The organism is Isoptericola sp. b408, from assembly GCF_030588085.1.
In the GTDB taxonomy this organism is placed as follows: domain Bacteria; phylum Actinomycetota; class Actinomycetes; order Actinomycetales; family Cellulomonadaceae; genus Isoptericola; species Isoptericola sediminis.
On record NZ_JAUQYQ010000001.1, the window covers coordinates 506214 to 524412 of the forward strand.

Below are 18199 nucleotides of genomic sequence, written 5' to 3' on the forward strand. Positions count from 1 at the left end.
AGGCCCGAGGCATGACCTCGATCGTGGTCGTCGGCTCCGTCAACGCCGACCTCGTCGCGCGCGTCCCCGCGCTGCCCGTCACGGGGGAGACGGTGCTCGCCGACTCCATGACGGTGATCCCCGGGGGCAAGGGGGCCAACCAGGCGGTCGTGGCCGCCCGGCTCGGCGGCGACGTCGCGCTGCTCGGGGCCATCGGCTCCGACGCCTTCGCCGACATCGCGCTCGTCGGGCTGCGCGACGCCGGCGTGGACCTGGACGGGGTCGAGACGGTCGAAGGACCCACCGGTGTGGCGCAGATCTGGGTGGACGACGACGGCGAGAACTCGATCGTCGTTGTCCCGGGTGCCAACCGTGCCGTCGACGCGGACGTCGTCGCCCGCCACCACGACCTCGTGGCCGGTGCCGACGTCGTCGTGCTGCAGGGGGAGATCCCGCTGCGGGGGTCCGAGGCCGCGGCCCGCGCCGGCCGGGGCCGGGTGCTGCTCAACCTCGCGCCCGTCGTGCCGGTCGCCACCGACGTGCTGGCGCTGGCCGACCCGCTGGTGGTGAACCACGCGGAGGCCGAACGGTTGCTGGAGGAGTCCGAGCGGCCGGTGCCCGAGTCGCCGTTCGCGATCATCGCCGAGCTGCACGCTCTCGGTCCGCGGTCGGTGGTGCTCACCCTCGGCCCCGCCGGTGCCGTGGTGCTCGAGCCCGCCGCCGGGGTGGGCGAACCGGTCGTCGTGCCGACGCCGCACGTCGAGGCGGTGGACACCACGGGCGCCGGTGACGCGTTCGTCGGGGCCCTGGCCTACCGCGTCAGCCAGGGCGACACGCTCGTTGACGCGGCCCGGACGGCCGTGCGGGTCGGCGCGTTCTCCGTCGCGACCCACGGTGCCCAGCCGTCCTTCCCGACGGCCGACGACGTGCTGCCGTCCGTGCGGACCTGACGGGTCTCCCGGGACGTCATCCGGCCAGCCGCAGCAGGCCCCGCATCCCCGACTCGGTCGCCGCGCGCAGACGGGCCTGGGCGGTCTGCACCTCGGGGCGGTCGCGGTCGTGCGGTGTCACGCGGCTCGGGTTGAGGGTCGTCCCGTGCGACCAGCGGGCGAGGTCCGGGTCGGCCATGAAGGCCGCGGTCGCCAGCGCCCCGGCGGCCTGCCCGGCGACCCACTCCCGCGGGGTGGAGAAGTACGGGGTGGACGGGCACAGCGCGTTGAGCTCGTCGTCCGGGCGCTCGCCCTGGGTGGCCTCCACGTAGCCGATGAGCGCGGCCCCGAAGCAGGGGAACCCGGCCCGCACCGGCTGGACGACGATCCGTCCGGGCGACCAGATCGGCACGGCGGGCCGCAGCCGGAGCCCCTCGGCGGCGCAGTGCACGACGACGGCGTCCCGGGGCACCGGCACGTCTCCCTCGTCCAGCCGGAGCGTCCCCGGGGACACCCGGCGCAGGTGCCCGCGGCGCACGACGCGCTCGACCGAGCGCAGCAGCTCCAGCTCCCAGCGGGCGAGCGTGGGCACGCGGGCCATCGTGGGCACGACGTCGGGGTCCAGTCGGAGCATCACCCCGGCGTCCTCGAGGCGCAGGAAGAAGTCGTCCACGGTCGGGGCCGCCGCCGCGGCCTCCATGAGCTCGGCCACCATGGTCCGGATCACCGCGGCGTCGGGCTGGACGGCGGCGCGGTCCAGCATCCACGGGTCCCGCGGGCGGACCCAGGTGATCGCGTCCGGGGAGGTGCCACGACCGAGCAGCCACACGACGGCGTCGGTGGCGGTCTTGCCGGACCCGACGACGACGAACGACCCGGCCTCGTCCGCGACGGTGGGGAGCTCCCCCACTGGAACCCACCGTGCACCCTCGTCCACGGCGAACGGCGGCGGGGTCAGCGCCGGGATCGAGGGGGCGAGGTAGTGCGCGTCCACGACCCGACGGCGCACGCGGATCTCCCGCGTCTCGCCGGTGTCGAGCGCGACGACCGAGCCGTCGTCGGCCATCTCGTGCCCGCCGAGGAACGTCGCCCGTCCGGACGCCAGGAACCGGTCGGCCAGCACCCGGTCGTAGTAGCCGCAGACCTCGGCGCCCGTGGCGCGCACGTGCAGACCGGCCTCGGGGCCGGAGGTCTGGATGCCGCCGTCGAGGGAGGTGGACGCCACGCCGTAGAAGGAGGAGGCCTGGTGCAGCCGCACGAACGGGTAGGCGTCGCGCCAGTGCCCGCCGGCGGCGTCGCGGCGGTCGACGATCGTCACGTGGGCGTCGGAATGGTCCAGCAGCGTGTCCGCGAACGCCATCCCGGTCGCACCCGCGCCGACGACGAGGTAGTCCGTCTCCAGGACCTGGCCCATCTGTTCATCATGGCACGGTCGTCACGTCCGTCATGTGGCGGGCGTGGGCCCGGTCACGGACTTAGCGTGAAGGGACAGGCGCCGACGAGGGGGTGGTCCGCGATGACGTTCGAGGGCAAGGTGGCGCTGGTGACCGGCGCCGGGTCAGGGCTCGGCGAGGCGATCAGCAAGCAGCTGGCTGCACGGGGAGCCAAGGTCGTCGGGACGGACATCCGGCTCGACGCGGCGCAGCGTGTCGCCGACGAGATCAAGGCCGCAGGTGGTGAGGCGACGGCCGTGCAGCAGGACACGGCGAGCTTCGACGACGCGGTGCGGGTGGTCGACACCGCGAAGCAGGCCTACGGCGCGCTCCACTACGCGGTCAACAACGCGGGGATCGGAGGCAACGCGGCGCCGGCGGGCGAGCTCGACGTGGAGGACTGGAAGCGTGTCATCGACATCAACCTCCACGGTGTCCTGTTCGGCATGCGCGCTCAGATCCCGGCGATGCTCGAGAAGGACCCGTCCGGGTGCGCCATCGTGAACATGGCGTCCATCCACGGCACCGTGGCCGCGATCGGCAACGGGGCGTACACGGCCTCCAAGCACGGCGTCGTGGGGATCACGAAGAACGCGGCGGCCGAGTACGGCCCGGCCGGCCTGCGGATCAACTGCGTCGGGCCCGGATACATCCGCACGCCGCTGCTCGAGGGGGTCCTGACCCCCGAGCTGGAGGAGGTGCTGGTCTCCAAGCACATGCTCGGTCGGCTCGGCGAGGCGGACGAGGTCGCGAGCGTCGTGCGGTTCCTCCTGTCCGAGGAGGCGTCCTTCGTCACCGGCGCCTACTGGCTCATCGACGGCGGGTACACGGCGGTCTGACGTCCCGGTCCCGAGTGCACCTGGAGTTCACCTGATCGACGAGTGATGGTCATCTCGCTGCCGTGCCGCCGCCACGGCGAGGCAGCACGATGAGGCGTGCCGCGGGGTCGTCGGGTCGTCGGAACCGGTCCTCCGGGCGACGGACATCAGCCTTGGGGGAGGCCACATGCCGGTCCGCATCGAGCAGCGCACGCCGTTCGGCACGGTCGACCGTGCCTGGCAGGCCGAGGCTCTCGGCACGGACGAGTGGGGGGACTGGTTCGCGGTGCCGGACCACGGACTGCTGCTGCTGCCGGTGGCGGACCCCTGGGTCGCGTGGTTCCGGCACGACGGCTCGGTGCGTGTGGACGTCGCCACCGAGGTGTCCGTCGCGTCGACGCTGAGCTCGTTCGTCGGGCTGGGTCTCGACGTCGTGCGGGACGCCGACGGCACGGTGCGGGCACCGGAGCGTGCGGGGTTCGTCCGCCGTTCACCGTCGTACCCCCGGGCCTGGGTCGACCTGGCGTGGGAGGCCCGCGAGGACGTGCGGCGGGACGTCGCCCGCGCGACCGAGCCGTTCGGGAGGGCACCGGACGCCTGGCTCGACCGGGCGCCGCGCCCGACGACCCGCGGCCTGTCCGCCTGACCTGACCAGTACGTCGACGAGAGGAGACCGCCGTGGACCTGCCGGCCGTCCTCGACCTCGGGCTGCGGCTCGCGGTCCTGGGCCTGGTGCTCGGTGCGATGGTCGTGCACGCCTACCGGACCCGGGGCGACCGCCCTTCCGAGCGCGAGGTCGCGGCGACGGCGCGGACCGTGACGGTCGTGGCGCTCGCGCGCGCCCTCGGGGCCTTCGTGGCGCTGGGACTGTTCGGGTTCGCGCTGGAGAGATTCACCGGCAGCGGTCCGGGTCTGTGGATCCCGCTGCTGGTCGGGGTGCCCGCGGTCGGGCTGCTGCGGGTCACCGTCGTGCCGCTGCTGCGCGACGTCGCCGACGCCGTCCACCCGCGCGTCGTGGTCGGCACGGTCACCGACCGCCGCCGTCGTGTGGAGCGGGCCGTGGGCCAGGACGGGCCGCTGGGGCAGGCGGCCTTCTACGTCACCGTGGTCGACGACGCCGGGGCGATCCGGGAGTACCGGCTCCGGCGGGAGGCGTACCGGCAGGTCGCGCGCGGGGACCAGGTGCGGGTCGCGACGTCCGGGCTGCGCGGCAGGGACACCCACTTCCTGGTTCCGCTGCACGCACCGGCCGTCGCCGGTGCGGGCGCCGGTCCCCGCGCCCGCTGAGCGACCGGCTCAGTCCCTCGCGGCCGGGCCGGCCGGCCGCAGGTCGAGGCGCCGCAGGAGCTGGGCGTTGAGCGCCACGACCACGGTCGAGGCGGACATCAGCAGGGCGCCCACCGACATCGGCAGGACGAACCCGACCGGGGCGAGCACGCCGGCGGCGAGCGGCACGGCCAGCAGGTTGTATCCGGCCGCCCACCACAGGTTCTGCTTCATCTTCCGGTAGGTCGCCCGGGACAGCTCGATGACGGAGAGCACCGACCGCGGGTCGTCGCTGGCCAGGATGACCCCGGCGGAGGCGATCGCGACGTCGGTGCCGGCGCCGATCGCGATCCCGACGTCCGCCTGCGCGAGGGCGGGTGCGTCGTTGACGCCGTCGCCGACCATCGCGACCTGGCGTCCCTCACGCTGCAGCTCGGCCACGCGGTCGGACTTGTCCTCGGGCCGCACCCCGGCGAACCAGCGGTCGATGCCGAGCTCCTCGGCCACCGACCGCGCCACGGCCTCGGCGTCACCGGTGATCATGACGACCTGGAGACCCTGCGCGTGCAGGGCTCGGACCGCCTGCGCGGACTCCGGGCGCACCTCGTCGGCGAGCTCGAGCGCACCGACGACGCGGCCGTCGCGCAGCACGTGCAGGACGGTGGCCCCGTGGTCGCGCCACCCCGCGGCCTCCGGAGCCTCGTCGGCACCGGTCTCCTGCAGGAGCCGCGGTCCGCCGACCCGGACCTCGCTGCCGTCCACGGTCGCCGTGACGCCGAGCCCGGGCTCGGAGGAGAAGTCGCCCGCCCGGGGGACGTCGAGGCCGCGGTCGCTCGCCGCGGCCACGATCGCGCGGGCCAGCGGGTGCTCGCTGTCGGCCTCGGCCGCGGCGGCCAGCGCCAGCACGGCGTCCTCGTCGAGGTCAGCGGTCGCGGCGACGTCGCCCAGCGCGGGCTCGCCGCGCGTCAGGGTGCCGGTCTTGTCGAACAGGACCGTGTCGACCGTCCGCATGCTCTCCAGAGCGAGGCGGTCCTTGACCAGCACGCCGCCGCGGGCCGCCCGCTCGGTGGCGATGGAGACGACGAGCGGGATCGCCAGGCCGAGGGCGTGCGGGCAGGCGATGACGAGCACGGTGATCGTGCGCACGACGGCCTCGTCGGGGCTGCCGGTCGCGGTCCAGACGGCCGCGGTGACCACGGCCGCACCGAGTGCGTACCAGAACAGCCAGGCCGCGGCGCGGTCGGCCAGCCGCTGCGCCCGGGAGGACGACGACTGCGCCTCGCTCACCAGGCGCTGGATGCCGGCGAGGGTGGTGTCGTCGCCGGTCGCGGTGACCTCGACGCGCAGCGCCGAGTCGGTGGCCACGGTGCCGGCGGTGACCTGGTCCCCGTCGGTGCGCGTCACGGTACGGGACTCGCCGGTGACCATGGACTCGTCCATCTCGGCACGGCCGTCCACGACCCGGCCGTCGGCCGGGACGCTGCCCCCGGGGCGGACCAGGACGACGTCGCCGGTGTGCAGGTCCGTCGGGGAGACCGTCTCGGTGCCGCTGTCGGTCACCCGTTCCGCCTCGTCGGGGAGCAGAGCGGCCAACGAGTCGAGCGCGGAGGTGGTCCGGGCCAGGGACCGCATCTCCACCCAGTGGCCCAGCAGCATGATCACCACCAGCAGGGCGAGCTCCCACCAGAAGTCGAGACCGCCGTCCAGCACGCCGAGGCTCGCCCCGAGCGACGCGAGGAAGGCGACGGTGATCGCCAGGCCGATGAGCAGCATCATCCCGGGGGTGCGGGAGCGCAGCTCGCTCCAGGCCCCGGTGAGGAACGGGCGGCCGCCCCAGAGGTAGATCACGGTGCCCAGGACGGGGGAGACCCACGGGACCCACGCGGCGTCGGGCAGGTCGTAGCCGAGCAGCATCGCGAAGGTGCTCGACATCGCGACCGTCGGGACGGCCAGTACCAGCATGATCCAGAACAGCTGCCGGAACTGGGCGACGTGGTCCCCGTGGCCGCCGTGGCCCGCGTGGTCCTCGTGGTCCTCGTGGCTCCCGGTGTGCTCGGTCTGGTCCGTGTGCTCGGCGTGCTCCGTGCGCTCGGCGTGCTCCGTGCGCTCGGCGTGCCCGGTGTGGTCCGTGTGCGACGTGGCCATGGATCTCCTTCCGTCTCCTCCACCGTATACCCACCAGGGGTATCCATCCATCGGCGGTTCGGGCGCGTGACGTGGGGCAGGACGAGAAAGATCGTCGGCGCGGTGCCACGCTGAACCGATGGACAACTCGTCACCCTCCGGGCAGGTCGCCCGCCTGTGGAACGACCGGCTCGGGCGGCCCGCGATCCGCGCGGCCCAGGTGCTCCTGCTGCTCGCGCTGGCCGCCTGCGTGGTCTTCGCCCTGACCCGGCTGTCGCTGCTGGTGATCCCGGTGCTCATCGCCATGGTCGTCGCCGCGGCCCTGGCCCCGCTGGTCGGTTTCCTGCGTCGCCGGGGGTGGCCGGCGCTGCTGGCGACGTGGACCACGCTCCTGGCGGGCCTCGTCCTGCTCGGGCTGGTGGTGTGGCTCGTGACCCTGGCGTTCCAGGACGAGTGGCCGAACCTCGTCGAGGAGGCCGGCCGCGGGATCGACGAGCTCGAGGCCTTCCTCACCGACGGGCCGCTGGGGATCAGCCCGGATCAGATCGAGTCCGTCCGGCAGTCGGCGGTGGACGCGCTGTCGAGCGAGCAGGTGCAGTCCGGGGCCATCCGCGGGGCGACCGCGGCGGCGGAGGCCGTCGCGAGCCTGCTGCTCGGCGTCGTCGTGCTGTTCTTCCTCCTCAAGGACGGCCGCAGCATGTTCGCGTTCCTCATCACCCCGCTGCGCGAGGCCACGCGGCAGCGGGCCCAGCGGGTCGGGGAGCGTTCGGTCGAGGTGCTCGGCGGGTACCTGCGCGGCACGGCGATCGTCGCGACGGTCGACGCCGTCTTCATCGGTGTCGGCCTGCTGATCATCGGTGTCCCGCTGGCGCTGCCGCTGGCGGCGGTCGTCTTCCTCGGGGCGTTCATCCCGCTCATCGGCGCGGTCCTCGCGGGTGCCCTGGCCGCCCTCGTGGCGCTGGTGACGAACGGTCTGGTGGCGGCCCTCGTCGTGGTCGCGCTCGTGGTCGCCGTGAACCAGCTCGAGGGCGACCTGCTGGCACCGGTCGTCATGGGCAAGGTCCTGTCGCTGCACCCGCTCGTCGTGCTCTCGGCCCTGACGGCCGGCACGATCCTCGCCGGCATCGTCGGTGCGCTGCTGGCGGTGCCGATCACGGCCGTCGCCTGGGCGGCGGTCAAGGAGTGGAACGCCACGGCGCCGCCGGGGAAGCAGCTGGTGCCGGACCACGCGTCGGAGACGGACAGTCCCTCCTCGGAGCCGGAGCCGGCCGGCGCCGAGTCCCCGACCACGGACGGCTGACGACCCTTGCTGTTGACGCGGCGTCAACCTCTAGCGTCGGTGCCATGAGCCGTTCCATCCAGGACGTCGCCCGCCTCGCGGGGGTCTCGAGCCGCACCCTGCGGCACTACGACCGCATCGGCCTGCTGCCGCCGTCGGGCACCGGGCACGGTGGGCTGCGCCGCTACGACGACGCCGCGATCCGGCGCCTGCAGCGCATCCTGATGCTGCGCGACCTCGGGCTGCCGCTCGCCCGGATCGCCGAGGTCCTGGACGCCGGCACCGACGAGGCCACCGCCCTGCGCGGCCATCTCGCGGTGCTGCACGACGAGCGCGGCCGGATCGACCGGCAGATCGCCTCGGTGGAACGCACGCTCGCCGCACTGACCGAGAGGAGGCCGATCATGGCCGAGGAGATGCTGGACGGGTTCGACCACACGCAGTACGCCGACGAGGTGACCGAGCGCTGGGGCGCCGACGCCTACCGCGAGTCCGACGCCTGGTGGCGCGGTCTCGGCGTCGACGGGCAGGCCGACTTCCGTGAGAAGGCCGAGGCGCTGGGCCGCGCGTGGGTCGACGCCGCGCAGCGGGGCGTCGACCCGGAGTCGCCCGAGGCGCAGACCCTCGCTGCTCGCCACGTCGAGTGGCTCGGCTCGATCCCCGGGACGCCCGGGGCCGACGTCGGGCGCCCGCCGAAGCAGTACGTCCTGGGGCTCGCCGAGATGTACGTCGCCGACGAGCGGTTCGCCGCGCACTACGGCGGCGTCGAGGGGGCGACCTTCGTGCGCGACGCCCTGCGGGCCCACGCCGAGCGGGAGCTCTGACGACCCGCAGGGCTACGACCGGGCGGGGGTGCGAGACTGGCCGGGTGAGTGACGACTGGGCCCGGCAGCGCACCGAGGCCGCCCACGAGCACGCCGCCCGGTTGGCCGCCCGGCAGGACGCCGAGCACCGCCGCGCCGAGGAGTTCCTCGCCCGGTTCGTCGCGGCGGCCCGCGAGGTCGGGCCGGACCCCGAGCCGCTGCAGGTCAAGGGGTACGGCGGTCGCGGCACCGCCCGGACACCGCTGCAGGGCTGGTACCTGCGCGCCGACCGCACCGCCGCCGTCTCCACGGACGCTGAGTTCTACGTGCTCACCGCGCCGCTGACCCTGCTCGACCGGGTGCGGGGGGTGCGCCCGGCCGCGACGCGTCCGCCGCTCGTGCTCGGTGCCGGCGGCAAGGACGGGGACTCCATCGACCTCGTCGACGCGCTCGAGCGGCTGGTGCCCGGCTGGCGGGACCGCACGGCGTAGCAGCCGGTGCGCCGAACGTCTCAGGGAGGGCAGGCGCCCTCGGTCCCGGGACGCGCGGGCCGCACGGCGGTCAGCGCCTCGGCGACCAGCGCCCCGACCTCGGGAGACGCCAGGTAGCCCGCCGGGAGGCCGTCCAGCGTGCTCGCGGCCGCGTGGTGCCCCGGGACCGGGTTCTCGACGTGCGCGTTCTCGATCGACCGGGGCCCCGGGACCGGGAACGCCGCCGGGTCCAGGTCGTTCAGCGTCAGCAGGTCGCGCGGGTCGCGCAGCGCGACCCACCGTTGCACCGGCTCCGGCCAGGTGAGCGGCGCGAGCGCACGCACGGCGTCGAGCACCGCGGTGATGGCCAGCGGGGATCCGAGCGTGACCAGCAGCGGGACGTCGTCGGCCCCGGGAACGGCCGAGCGCAGCACCTGGTAGGCGATCACCGATCCCAGCGAGTGGGCGACGACGACGGCCGGCTCGTCCCCGGCGAACGCCGCGGCCACGCCGGTGTCGATCGTCGACCGCGCCTCGTCGTCGGCGAGGTAGACGTAGACGTCGCGGACGAAGAGCAGCAGGATCGCGCTGCTCAGCCCCGGCACCCACCGGTCGACCGCGGCCAGCGCCGCCGACAGCGCGGCCCACAACGACCCGCCGGACAACGACGCGGGTGCGACGGACGGCGTGGCCGTCAGCACCCCGGAGCCGCTGAGCACCTCCCGCGCCACCGACAGCGCGAACCGCGCGGCGTCCTCGGACAGCCCGGGCAGGCCGTGCGTGGTGATCGGCGGGGGCTCGTCCCCGCCGGTGACGGCCGCCAGGGCGTCACCGTAGAAGACGAACGTGGCGTCGTCGTCGCGCAGCCGCAGCTCCGCACCGGCGTCGGCGAGCCCCGCGTTCAGCGCGGCCAGCCAGCCGGCCTCGATGCGCTCGGGGTCGAGCCCTCCGGTGTCGCGGCCGTGCAGCAGGATCAGCCGGGTCATGCGGCCACCGCGTCCTGGACGAGGGAGCGCACGTCGTCGGCGCAGCCCCAGCTCGCCGTGACGCCCGCCCCGCCGTGGCCGTAGCAGTGCACCACGCGGCCCGCCCGCTCGACGCGGACCTCCGGGCGCGCCGGCCGCAGCCCGACGGCGTGCCGCAGCACGCGCGCCTCCGCGACCGCGGGCACGAGGCGGGCGGCCCGCTCGAGGATGTCCAGCCCCGTCCGCGGCGAGGGGTCGAGGGTGTCGTCGTCGGCGTCGTGCGTGCCGCCGACCACCACCTCGTCGGTCCGGGGTACGACGTACGTCGGTCCGCTCGCGTCCAGCCACCACCGGTCCAGGCCCCACTGCGCCAGGACGACGACCTGGCCGCGCACCGGGTGCACCGACGGGTCGTCGGCGAGCTCGCGGGCTCCCAGCCCGGTGGTGTTGACGACGACGTCGGCGTCGCCGGGCCACGAGGCCACCGTCCGCCGGGTGATCGCGCCGCCGAGGGCGGTGACCCGGCCGGCCAGCCAGCCGAGGTACCGCGGCATGTCGGCCACCGGCGACGCGAAGGTCCAGCCCGCCGCGTACGACGACGGCACCTCCGTCGTCCGGGTGAGCGCGGGGACGGCGTCGCGCCACCACGGCTCGGCCGGCTGCTCGCCGAAGACCTCCGTCCCGGAGCGCATCGTGACGCCGGCCCCCGGGTCCGTCGCGGCCAGGTCGGCGAGGACCTCGAAGGACCGGGCCGACCACCGCGTGACGCGGTCCTGCGGGGAGGCGAGGTACGGGTACCAGAGCGCCGCGGCGACGGCCGAGGTGGTGTCCCGGGGCAGGTCCCGGGCGACGACCGTGACCCGGTGCCCCTCTTCCAGGAGGCGGACGGCGCAGGTCAGCCCCATCACCCCAGCTCCGACCACCGTGACGTCTGCCATGGCGCGGAGTCTGCCAGAGCCCGGGGCAACCGACCACGCCCGGTCGCGCTGCCCCGGGCCCGCGGTGCGGCCGTTCCTTCGTCGAGCGAGCCGGCTGTTCAGTCGAGCGGGTGCAGGACCTGGTGCAGGAACCGCCGGGTCCGCTCCTCGCGGGGGGCCGAGAACATCGTCGCCGGCGCCCCCCGCTCGACCACCGCGCCGTCGTCGAGGAACAGCACCTCGTCGGCCACCGCGCGGGCGAACTGCAGCTCATGGGTGACCACCACCATCGTCCAGCCCTCCTCGGCGAGCTCCTTCATCACCGTCAGCACCTCGCCGACGAGCTCGGGGTCGAGGGCGGAGGTCGGCTCGTCGAACAGCAGCAGGTCCGGCTGCAGGGCCAGGGCCCGCACGATCCCGACGCGCTGCTGCTGCCCGCCGGACAGCTCGCGGGGGTAGGCGTCGCGCTTGGCGGCGAGCCCGACCCGGTCCAGCAGCCCCAGCGCCCGTGACTCGGCCTCGGCCCGCGGCACGCCGCGGGTCTGGACGGGCCCCTCGGTGACGTTCTGCAGCACCGTCAGGTGCGGGAACAGGTGGTGGTGCTGGAACACCATCGCCGACCGGTCGCGCAGCGCGTCCCGGGCGGCCTGTGCCCGGCGCCCGGCCCGGCCCCACGCGCGGCGGGGACCGCCGTCGAACGTGACGGACGGGCCGCCGTCGAACGCGACGGTGCCGGCATCGGGTGCGGCCAGGCCGTTGAGCGAGCGCAGCAGCGTGGTCTTGCCGGACCCGGACGGGCCGATGAGGGCCACGACCTCGCCCCGTCGCACCTCCAGGTCGATGCCGCGCAGCACGTGGTTGTCACCGAAGGACAGGTGCAGTCCGGTGGCGGTGAGCAGGGGTGCCTCAGACATACTGCTCCAGCTTCCTCTCGAGCCGCGTCTGCCCGAAGGACAGCACGGTGCAGAAGATCCAGTAGATGATCCCGGCCTCGACGTACAGCAGCATGAACTCGCTGGTGAACGCGGCGATCTCCTGCGCCTCGCGGAACAGCTCGGTCACCAGGATCAGCGAGGCCAGCGAGGTGTCCTTGACCAGCGAGATGAACGTGTTCGACAGCGGCGGCACGGAGACGCGGGCGGCCTGCGGCAGGACGATCCGCCGCAGGGTGCGGGTGCGGGACATGCCCACGACGTAGCCGGCCTCCCACTGGCCGGTCGGCACGGACAGGATGGCGGCGCGGATCACCTCGGCGGCGTACCCTCCGACGTTGAGGGAGAAGGCGATGACGGCGCTCGGCCACGGGTCGATCGTCAGCCCCAGGGACGGCAGCCCGTAGAAGATGACGAAGAGCTGGACCAGCAGCGGCGTGCCGCGGATCGCCGAGACGTACGCCCGGCCCACCCCGGAGAGCACGGGGTGGGCCGCCAGGCGCAGCATCGCGACGCCGAGAGCGAGGACGAGCCCGATCGCGAACGAGACGAGCGCGAGCGGGATCGTCCCCGTCAGCCCCCCGAGGACGAGGGGCCACCAGGAGTCGGTGAAGAGCTGGACGTCCATCAGCTCGTGACGTCGGCCCCGAAGTACTTCTCCGAGAGTTCCGTGAGCGTCCCGTCCTCACGCAGGGTGTCCAGCGCGGTGTCGATCTCCGCGACCAGGGCGGCGCGCTCCGGGGTGACGACGAACCCCATCTCGGAGGTCTCCTCGGTCTCGGCGGCGATCTCGATCGGCGCGTCGGGGTGCTCGGCCTGGTGGTCGAGCACCGTCAGGGAGTCGTTGATCGTGGCGTCGACCCGGCCGGTGCCGAGCAGCTCGACGGACTGGGCCCAGCCCTCGACGGCCTCGATCTCGGCTCCCGACTCCTCGGCCAGCGCGCGCCAGTTGCTGGTCAGCGACTGCGCGGCGACCTTGCCGTCCAGGTCCTCGAAGCTCGTGATCGAGGTGTCGCCCTCGGCCACGACGACGGCGCCGCGCGAGACGGTGTACGGCTGGGAGAACTCGTAGGACTCGAGCCGCTCCGGGGTCATCGACACCTGGTTGGCGATGGTGTCGAACCGGCCGGCGTCCAGCCCCGCGAAGATGGCGTCCCACTGGGTCTCGGCGAACTCGATCTCCAGGCCGAGCTCGTCGGCGACCGCCTCGGCGACCTCGACGTCGTAGCCGACGAGCTCGCCGGAGGCGTCGTGGTAGGTGAACGGCCGGTAGGTGCCCTCGGTGGCCACGGTCAGGGTGCCGTCGGAGACCAGGTTCAGCTCGCCGGTGCCCTCGGCGGCGTCCGCGCCCCCGGAGGTCCCGCCGTCGGTGCCGCAGGCCGTCAGCGCCAGCGCGGTCAGGGCGGCCGTGGCGGTGGCGAGGAGGGCGGGCGTGCGTCGCATGAGGGTTCTCCTGGGTGGTGCGTGGGCCCGGCGGCGGGGTGCCCCGGGCGGACGGGACGATCGATCAATGGTGTCGATGGGTCGCATCGACCGGCGTGATGCCACGAGCGCCAACAGGGCGGCGCTCCGGCCGTATTCCCGCTGTGAGCGACGCCACCCGGGCGCGGTGCGCGGCGCGGTCCGGCCGGACAGGTCGGGGCGGACGTGCCACGCTGGGGCGCATGAGCACCGACGACGTCGCCGCCCTGGTCGCCGAGGCCGAGGCCGCCGAGCACGAGCTCGTGCTGGCCCGGTTCACCCATGACGACGCGTGGCGGCTCGGCTGCCTGCTCGTCGAGCTCGCGGCCGAACGGGACCTGGCCGTGACCATCGACGTGCGCAAGGGGGACCAGCAGGTCTTCCACGCGGCGCGCGAGGGGACGACGCCGGACAACGACTCGTGGGTGGAGCGCAAGGTGCGGGTCGTGCACCGGTTCGGCGCGTCGTCGTACCTCGTCGGGTTGCGCGCCCGCGCGCGCGGACGGGACTTCAACGAGACGCACCAGCTCCCCCTGCAGGAGTACGCGGCCCACGGCGGTGCGTTCCCGGTCCGTGTCGAGGGTGTCGGGATCGTGGGGGTCGTGACCGTCTCGGGGCTCGCCCAGGCGGACGACCACGCGCTCGTGGTGGAGGCCCTGCGCACGGTCGTCGCCGCGAGCGCCTGACCAGCCTCTTCGCGGCTGATCCGCCTCCCGGCCTGCCCGGCGCGGGGTGGACGTCATACGGTGTGCGCGTGACCGTCCTGCACCTCGTGAACGCCCGCCTCGCCGGGCGCCCCGACCGGCCGGTGGACGTGCTGCTCGCCGACGGCCACGTCGCCGCCGTCGTCCCCACGGGCGCACCCCTGCCCGGTGACCTCGACGTCGGGTACACCGGGCCCGAACGCGTCGACCTGGACGGTCGCACCGTGATCCCCGGGCTGTGGGACGCGCACACGCACCTGACCCAGTGGGCCATGGTGCGTCGCCGCCTGGACGTCTCGACGGCGACCGGGCCCGCGCACGCCGCCGCCCTGGTCGGTGCCGCGCTCACCGACGAACGGCGCCACCCGGCCCCGGGCCGGCCGTTCGTCGGGTTCGGTTTCCGTTGGGCCACGTGGGACGACGAGCCGACCTCGGAGGTGCTGGACTACGTCGCCGGCGAGGTCCCGGTCATCCTGATCTCCGGGGACCTGCACTCGGCCTGGGCGTCGACCGCCGGGCTGCGGTACCTGGGCATCGAGCACCACCCCACGGGTCTGCTGCGCGAGGAGGAGTGGATGCCGGCCTCCCCCGAGATCGTCACGGTCTCGGCGGCCGACGCCGACGAGCTCCTCGCCGACGCCGCCCGGGCCGCCGCCGAACGCGGCGTCGTGGGCGTCGTCGACTTCGAGGTGGACGACAACCTCACCGCGTGGCGTCGCCGGGCCATGGCCGGCTGGGACCTGCTGCGCGTCCGGGCCGCCGTGTGGGAGCAGCACCTGGACGCCGTCGTCGACGCGGGCCTGCACACCGGCGACGTGCTCGCCCCCGGGTCCGGGCCGGCCGCCGACCTCATCACCCAGGGCCCCCTGAAGGTCATCTCGGACGGCTCGCTCAACACCCTCACGGCGTTCTGCTTCGACGACTACGCCGGGTTCGCCGGACCGGACGCGCACGGCATCCTCAACGTCGCCACCGACCAGCTCGTGCCGCTCATGACGCACGCCCACGCCTCGGGGCTGCGCTGCGCCATCCACGCGATCGGCGACCACGCCAACGCCCTCGCGCTGGACGCCTTCGAGGCCTCCCGGGCGCGAGGGTCCGTGGAGCACGCGCAGATGCTGCAGGCCGAGGACGTCGCGCGGTTCGCGGCGCTCGGCATCACCGCCAGCGTGCAGCCCGAGCACGCCATGGACGACCGGGACGCCTCCGACGAGCTGTGGGTCGGCCGCACCGAGCGGGCGTTCCGCCTCGCCGACCTGCACGCCGCCGGGGTGCCGCTGGCCCTCGGGTCCGACGCGCCGGTGGCCCCCCTCGACCCGTGGTTCGCGATCGCCTCGGCCGTCACCCGGTCCCGCGACGGCCGCGACCCGTGGCACCCCGAGCAGCGCATCGACGTCGCGACGGCGCTCGCGGCCTCGACCGACGGCCGCGGGGTGCGGGTGCGGCCCGGCGACCCGGCCGACCTGGCGGTGCTGGAGCTCGACCCCCTCACGCTGTCCGACGACGGCACCCCGACGGGAGCGGCCGTCCTCGCCGAGGTGCTGCGCGAGCTGCCCGTGGCGGGCACCCTCGTGGCCGGCCGGTGGACCTACCGGGGGTTCTGACGTGGTGACGCCGGATCCGGTGGCCCGGCTGCGTGAGCGGCTGGCACTGACCGAGGACCGCATCGCCCGGCAGCGCGCCGTCGTCGACGGGATCGTCGCCTCGGTGCGGGGCGAGAACGTCGACGACGAGCACGACCCGGAGGGTGCGACGCTCGCCTGGGAGCGGCAGCAGGCGGCGGCGCTGCTCGCCGAGGCCGAGCAGGAGCGCGACGCCCTGCACGCGGCCCTCGACCGGGTGGAAGCCGGGACCTACGGCGTGTGCGAGGTGTGCGGGCGGGCGATCCCCGCCGGCCGGCTCGAGGCCCGCCCGGCGACCACCCGCTGCGTCGAGCACGCCGGCACTCGGTAGCGCGGCCCGGTAGCGCCGCCCGCCGCCGGGCGCCGCTGCGAGACTGGACCGTGTGCACGCCGAGCCCACGACCCCCGACGCCGTGGTGGCCCACGTCGTCGACCTCGTCCTGTCCCGGCCGGCCGACCGCCCGGTGCGGCTCGTCGTCGACGGGCACCCGTCCACCCGCCCCGAGGTGCTCGCCGACGCCCTGGTCGGCCCGCTGGAGGTCGCCGGGCGCCCGGTGGCCCGGGTGCGGGTCCGGGACTTCTGGCGTCCCGCCTCGCTGCGGCTGGAGCAGGGGCGCCGGGACCCGGACGCCCTGCTGGACGACTGGGTCGACGTCGGCGGTCTCAACCGCGAGGTCCTGACCGCGGTGGTGCGGCGGGGCCGCTGGCTGCCCTCGCTCAGGGACCCCGTGACGGACCGCCCGACCCGGGCGGACCGGGTCGACGCGGCACCGGGGACCGTCGTCGTGCTGGACGGATCGCTCACCCTCGGCCGCGGTCTCGACGTCGACCTGTCGGTGCACCTCGCGCTGCGGCCGGCCACCGAGACCCGGAACACCCCGCTCGACGAGGCGTGGCGGCTCGCCGCGTACACGCGGTACCGACGCGAGGTCGCGCCCGAGCGGCGGGCCGACGTCGTGGTGCGGGTCGACCATCCCGACCGGCCGGCGCTGCTGGTGCGCTGAGCCTTCCGCGGGGTGCCCAGTTGTCACCGCTGAAACATGGGCGGGGCAGAATGCACAGCATCGACTCCCACGTCGACAGGAGCTGGACATGATCGTCGCACCGTTCGGACGCTTCACCGAGGGCCGGGTCCCCGACCCGGGCATCGCCGCGCTGTTCACGCGCGAGAACCGCTGGCAGGCCCGGCTCGACGTCGAGGCCGCGCTGGCCCTGGCGGAGGCCGACGCCGGCGTCATCCCGAAGGAGTCCGCCCGGGCGATCGCGCTGACCGCCCGCATCGAGAAGCTCGACATCAAGCGCGTGCTGGCGGGCACGGCGGAGGCCAGCCACCCGCTGGTACCGCTCATCGAGGAGTTCGCCCGCGTCGTCGGGTCCAAGCACGGCGGCTGGGTGCACTGGGGTGCGACGACGCAGAACATCACCCAGACCGCCGACGTGCTGGTGCTGCGCGACGCCCACCGCGTGCTGCTGCGCCAGCTCGGCGGCACGCTCCGGGCCGCCGCGGCCCTGGCCGAGGGGGCGGCCGACCTGCCGATGGCGGGCCGCACCCACTCCCAGCACGCCGTGCCCGTCACCTTCGGGTTCAAGGTCGCGGTGTGGATCGACCAGCTCGTCGCGCACACCGAACGCCTCGAACGGCTCGACGACCGCCTGTTCTGCGTCCTCATGGGCGGCGCTGCCGGCACGTTCGCGTCCTTCGGGGACGCCGGGCGCGTCATCGAGGCGGGCGTCGCCCAGCGACTCTCGCTGCACCCGATGCGGGTGCCGTCCCGCTCGGTCAACGACGGCATCGTCGAGCTCGTGCTGGTCCTCGCCCAGCTCGCGGGGACGATCGGCAAGATCGGTCGCGACGTCTACGCGCTCATGCAGCCGGAGTTCGCCGAGGCCTTCGAGCCGGTCCCCGAGGGGACGGTCGGGTCGTCGACGATGCCGCACAAGCGCAACCCCCAGCTCGCCCTGGACCTGTTGACGATGTCGTCCGAGCTGCGGGCCCTGGCGACCCCGGCGCTGGAGTCGATGCTGCACGACCAGGAGGCCAACGGGGCGATGACCGCGCTGCTCGAGGACGTCTCGGCGTCGGCGGCGGTGCTGGCCGGCGACATGCTGGCCCGGCTGCAGGTCATCCTGGCCGGCCTCGAGCTCGACCCGGCCCGGATGCGCGAGAACATCAAGCTGTCCGAGGGCATGATCGGCTCCGAGGCGCTCATGCTCGCCCTGGGGGAGAAGATCGGTCGGCAGAAGGCGCACGACGTCGTCTTCGAGGTCGCGCAGGCGGCCGCCACGCAGGACACGCCGTTCCTGGAGCTGCTGCAGGCGGACCCGCTGGTGGGCGGGTCGTTCGCGCCGGACGAGCTGCACGAGCTCGTCGACCCGGCCGGCTACCTCGGGTTGTCGGCCCAGATCGCCACGGAGCTCGCCGAGTGCGCGATCTCCACGGCCGACCGCCTCGACCGCCTCCCGGAGCGGGCGCCCGTCATCACGCGGTGAGCGGCCG

Annotated in this window: 19 protein-coding genes; 12 read left to right on the top strand and 7 right to left on the bottom strand. The window is 74.6% G+C overall.

The genetic code is table 11. The features are described 5' to 3' along the window. The first annotated feature begins 11 nt into the window (after nt 1–11). Nucleotides 12–929: a ribokinase gene (locus tag Q6347_RS02255; protein WP_304602841.1), complete on the top strand. Its 918-nt coding sequence runs from the start codon at nt 12–14 to the stop codon at nt 927–929. Nucleotides 930–945: 16 nt separating this feature from the next. Here the strand turns inward: Q6347_RS02255 and Q6347_RS02260 are convergent, their stop codons facing one another. Then, nucleotides 946–2322 (bottom strand): NAD(P)-binding protein, encoded by a 1377-nt coding sequence (locus Q6347_RS02260; protein WP_304606568.1) that lies wholly within the window; start codon nt 2320–2322, stop codon nt 946–948. 102 nt (nt 2323–2424) lie between these two features. Between Q6347_RS02260 and Q6347_RS02265 the strand changes: the two genes are divergently transcribed. The 3 genes from Q6347_RS02265 to Q6347_RS02275 all read left to right on the top strand — a co-directional run bounded on the left by Q6347_RS02265 (nt 2425) and on the right by Q6347_RS02275 (nt 4446). Then, nucleotides 2425–3180 carry an SDR family NAD(P)-dependent oxidoreductase gene (locus Q6347_RS02265; protein WP_304602839.1) on the top strand — a complete coding sequence of 252 codons (756 nt, stop codon included), beginning with the start codon at nt 2425–2427 and terminating at the stop codon, nt 3178–3180. A gap of 166 nt (nt 3181–3346) precedes the next feature. Then, nucleotides 3347–3805, top strand: coding sequence for a hypothetical protein (locus Q6347_RS02270; protein WP_304602838.1), 459 nt, complete (start codon nt 3347–3349; stop codon nt 3803–3805). Nucleotides 3806–3837: 32 nt separating this feature from the next. Further along, nucleotides 3838–4446: a hypothetical protein gene (locus Q6347_RS02275; RefSeq protein WP_304606569.1), complete on the top strand. Its 609-nt coding sequence runs from the start codon at nt 3838–3840 to the stop codon at nt 4444–4446. 9 nt (nt 4447–4455) lie between these two features. Here the strand turns inward: Q6347_RS02275 and Q6347_RS02280 are convergent, their stop codons facing one another. Next, on the bottom strand, nt 4456–6570 hold the full coding sequence (locus Q6347_RS02280) for a heavy metal translocating P-type ATPase (RefSeq protein WP_304606570.1): 2115 nt from the start codon (nt 6568–6570) through the stop codon (nt 4456–4458). 118 nt (nt 6571–6688) lie between these two features. Here Q6347_RS02280 and Q6347_RS02285 point away from each other — a divergent pair, with 118 nt between their 5' ends. The 3 genes from Q6347_RS02285 to Q6347_RS02295 are packed head-to-tail and all read left to right on the top strand — an operon-like array spanning nt 6689 to nt 9122. Continuing rightward, complete coding sequence (locus Q6347_RS02285; RefSeq protein ID WP_304602835.1) at nt 6689–7849, top strand: AI-2E family transporter; 1161 nt, start codon at nt 6689–6691, stop codon at nt 7847–7849. A 44-nt stretch (nt 7850–7893) separates the two neighbouring features. Further along, entirely contained in the window at nt 7894–8652 is a 759-nt protein-coding gene (locus tag Q6347_RS02290; RefSeq protein ID WP_304606571.1) for a MerR family transcriptional regulator, read from the top strand. A gap of 44 nt (nt 8653–8696) precedes the next feature. Next, nucleotides 8697–9122: a hypothetical protein gene (locus tag Q6347_RS02295; protein ID WP_304602833.1), complete on the top strand. Its 426-nt coding sequence runs from the start codon at nt 8697–8699 to the stop codon at nt 9120–9122. Between the two features lie 20 nt (nt 9123–9142). Here the strand turns inward: Q6347_RS02295 and Q6347_RS02300 are convergent, their stop codons facing one another. The 5 genes from Q6347_RS02300 to Q6347_RS02320 all read right to left on the bottom strand — a co-directional run bounded on the left by Q6347_RS02300 (nt 9143) and on the right by Q6347_RS02320 (nt 13358). Beyond that, nucleotides 9143–10087 carry a hypothetical protein gene (locus Q6347_RS02300; protein ID WP_304606572.1) on the bottom strand — a complete coding sequence of 315 codons (945 nt, stop codon included), beginning with the start codon at nt 10085–10087 and terminating at the stop codon, nt 9143–9145. Next, nucleotides 10084–11004, bottom strand: a complete 921-nt coding sequence (locus Q6347_RS02305) for an FAD-dependent oxidoreductase (protein WP_304606573.1) — start codon at nt 11002–11004, stop codon at nt 10084–10086. The genes Q6347_RS02300 and Q6347_RS02305 overlap by 4 nt, the downstream gene beginning before the upstream one ends. Nucleotides 11005–11102: 98 nt before the next feature. Then, nucleotides 11103–11897 carry an amino acid ABC transporter ATP-binding protein gene (locus tag Q6347_RS02310; RefSeq protein WP_304606574.1) on the bottom strand — a complete coding sequence of 265 codons (795 nt, stop codon included), beginning with the start codon at nt 11895–11897 and terminating at the stop codon, nt 11103–11105. Continuing rightward, nucleotides 11890–12543, bottom strand: a complete 654-nt coding sequence (locus Q6347_RS02315) for an amino acid ABC transporter permease (RefSeq protein ID WP_304606575.1) — start codon at nt 12541–12543, stop codon at nt 11890–11892. The genes Q6347_RS02310 and Q6347_RS02315 overlap by 8 nt, the downstream gene beginning before the upstream one ends. Next, on the bottom strand, nt 12543–13358 hold the full coding sequence (locus Q6347_RS02320; protein ID WP_304606576.1) for an amino acid ABC transporter substrate-binding protein: 816 nt from the start codon (nt 13356–13358) through the stop codon (nt 12543–12545). Before Q6347_RS02320 ends, Q6347_RS02315 begins: the two co-directional genes overlap by 1 nt. Before the next feature lie 221 nt (nt 13359–13579). On the opposite strand from Q6347_RS02320, the gene Q6347_RS02325 reads away from it, so the two are divergent. The 5 genes from Q6347_RS02325 to Q6347_RS02345 all read left to right on the top strand — a co-directional run bounded on the left by Q6347_RS02325 (nt 13580) and on the right by Q6347_RS02345 (nt 18192). Further along, complete coding sequence (locus tag Q6347_RS02325; RefSeq protein ID WP_304602827.1) at nt 13580–14062, top strand: heme-degrading domain-containing protein; 483 nt, start codon at nt 13580–13582, stop codon at nt 14060–14062. 68 nt (nt 14063–14130) lie between these two features. Beyond that, on the top strand, nt 14131–15684 hold the full coding sequence (locus tag Q6347_RS02330) for an amidohydrolase (protein ID WP_369810792.1): 1554 nt from the start codon (nt 14131–14133) through the stop codon (nt 15682–15684). A gap of 1 nt (nt 15685) precedes the next feature. Beyond that, entirely contained in the window at nt 15686–16033 is a 348-nt protein-coding gene (locus Q6347_RS02335) for a TraR/DksA family transcriptional regulator (RefSeq protein ID WP_369810793.1), read from the top strand. A 52-nt stretch (nt 16034–16085) separates the two neighbouring features. Further along, nucleotides 16086–16706 carry a uridine kinase gene (locus Q6347_RS02340; RefSeq protein ID WP_304606577.1) on the top strand — a complete coding sequence of 207 codons (621 nt, stop codon included), beginning with the start codon at nt 16086–16088 and terminating at the stop codon, nt 16704–16706. A gap of 88 nt (nt 16707–16794) precedes the next feature. Further along, entirely contained in the window at nt 16795–18192 is a 1398-nt protein-coding gene (locus Q6347_RS02345) for an adenylosuccinate lyase family protein (RefSeq protein WP_304602824.1), read from the top strand. Nucleotides 18193–18199 lie beyond the last annotated feature (7 nt).

Excerpts from the sequence above, each read along its gene's own strand:
- Q6347_RS02255 (WP_304602841.1), top strand. The coding sequence starts at position 12 with ATGACCTCGATCGTGGTCGTCGGCTCCGTCAACGCCGACCTCGTCGCG.
- Q6347_RS02260 (WP_304606568.1), bottom strand. The coding sequence starts at position 2,322 with ATGGGCCAGGTCCTGGAGACGGACTACCTCGTCGTCGGCGCGGGTGCG.
- Q6347_RS02265 (WP_304602839.1), top strand. The coding sequence starts at position 2,425 with ATGACGTTCGAGGGCAAGGTGGCGCTGGTGACCGGCGCCGGGTCAGGG.
- Q6347_RS02270 (WP_304602838.1), top strand. The coding sequence starts at position 3,347 with ATGCCGGTCCGCATCGAGCAGCGCACGCCGTTCGGCACGGTCGACCGT.
- Q6347_RS02280 (WP_304606570.1), bottom strand. The coding sequence starts at position 6,570 with ATGGCCACGTCGCACACGGACCACACCGGGCACGCCGAGCGCACGGAG.
- Q6347_RS02285 (WP_304602835.1), top strand. The coding sequence starts at position 6,689 with ATGGACAACTCGTCACCCTCCGGGCAGGTCGCCCGCCTGTGGAACGAC.
- Q6347_RS02290 (WP_304606571.1), top strand. The coding sequence starts at position 7,894 with ATGAGCCGTTCCATCCAGGACGTCGCCCGCCTCGCGGGGGTCTCGAGC.
- Q6347_RS02300 (WP_304606572.1), bottom strand. The coding sequence starts at position 10,087 with ATGACCCGGCTGATCCTGCTGCACGGCCGCGACACCGGAGGGCTCGAC.
- Q6347_RS02305 (WP_304606573.1), bottom strand. The coding sequence starts at position 11,004 with ATGGCAGACGTCACGGTGGTCGGAGCTGGGGTGATGGGGCTGACCTGC.
- Q6347_RS02310 (WP_304606574.1), bottom strand. The coding sequence starts at position 11,897 with ATGTCTGAGGCACCCCTGCTCACCGCCACCGGACTGCACCTGTCCTTC.
- Q6347_RS02315 (WP_304606575.1), bottom strand. The coding sequence starts at position 12,543 with ATGGACGTCCAGCTCTTCACCGACTCCTGGTGGCCCCTCGTCCTCGGG.
- Q6347_RS02320 (WP_304606576.1), bottom strand. The coding sequence starts at position 13,358 with ATGCGACGCACGCCCGCCCTCCTCGCCACCGCCACGGCCGCCCTGACC.
- Q6347_RS02325 (WP_304602827.1), top strand. The coding sequence starts at position 13,580 with ATGAGCACCGACGACGTCGCCGCCCTGGTCGCCGAGGCCGAGGCCGCC.
- Q6347_RS02345 (WP_304602824.1), top strand. The coding sequence starts at position 16,795 with ATGATCGTCGCACCGTTCGGACGCTTCACCGAGGGCCGGGTCCCCGAC.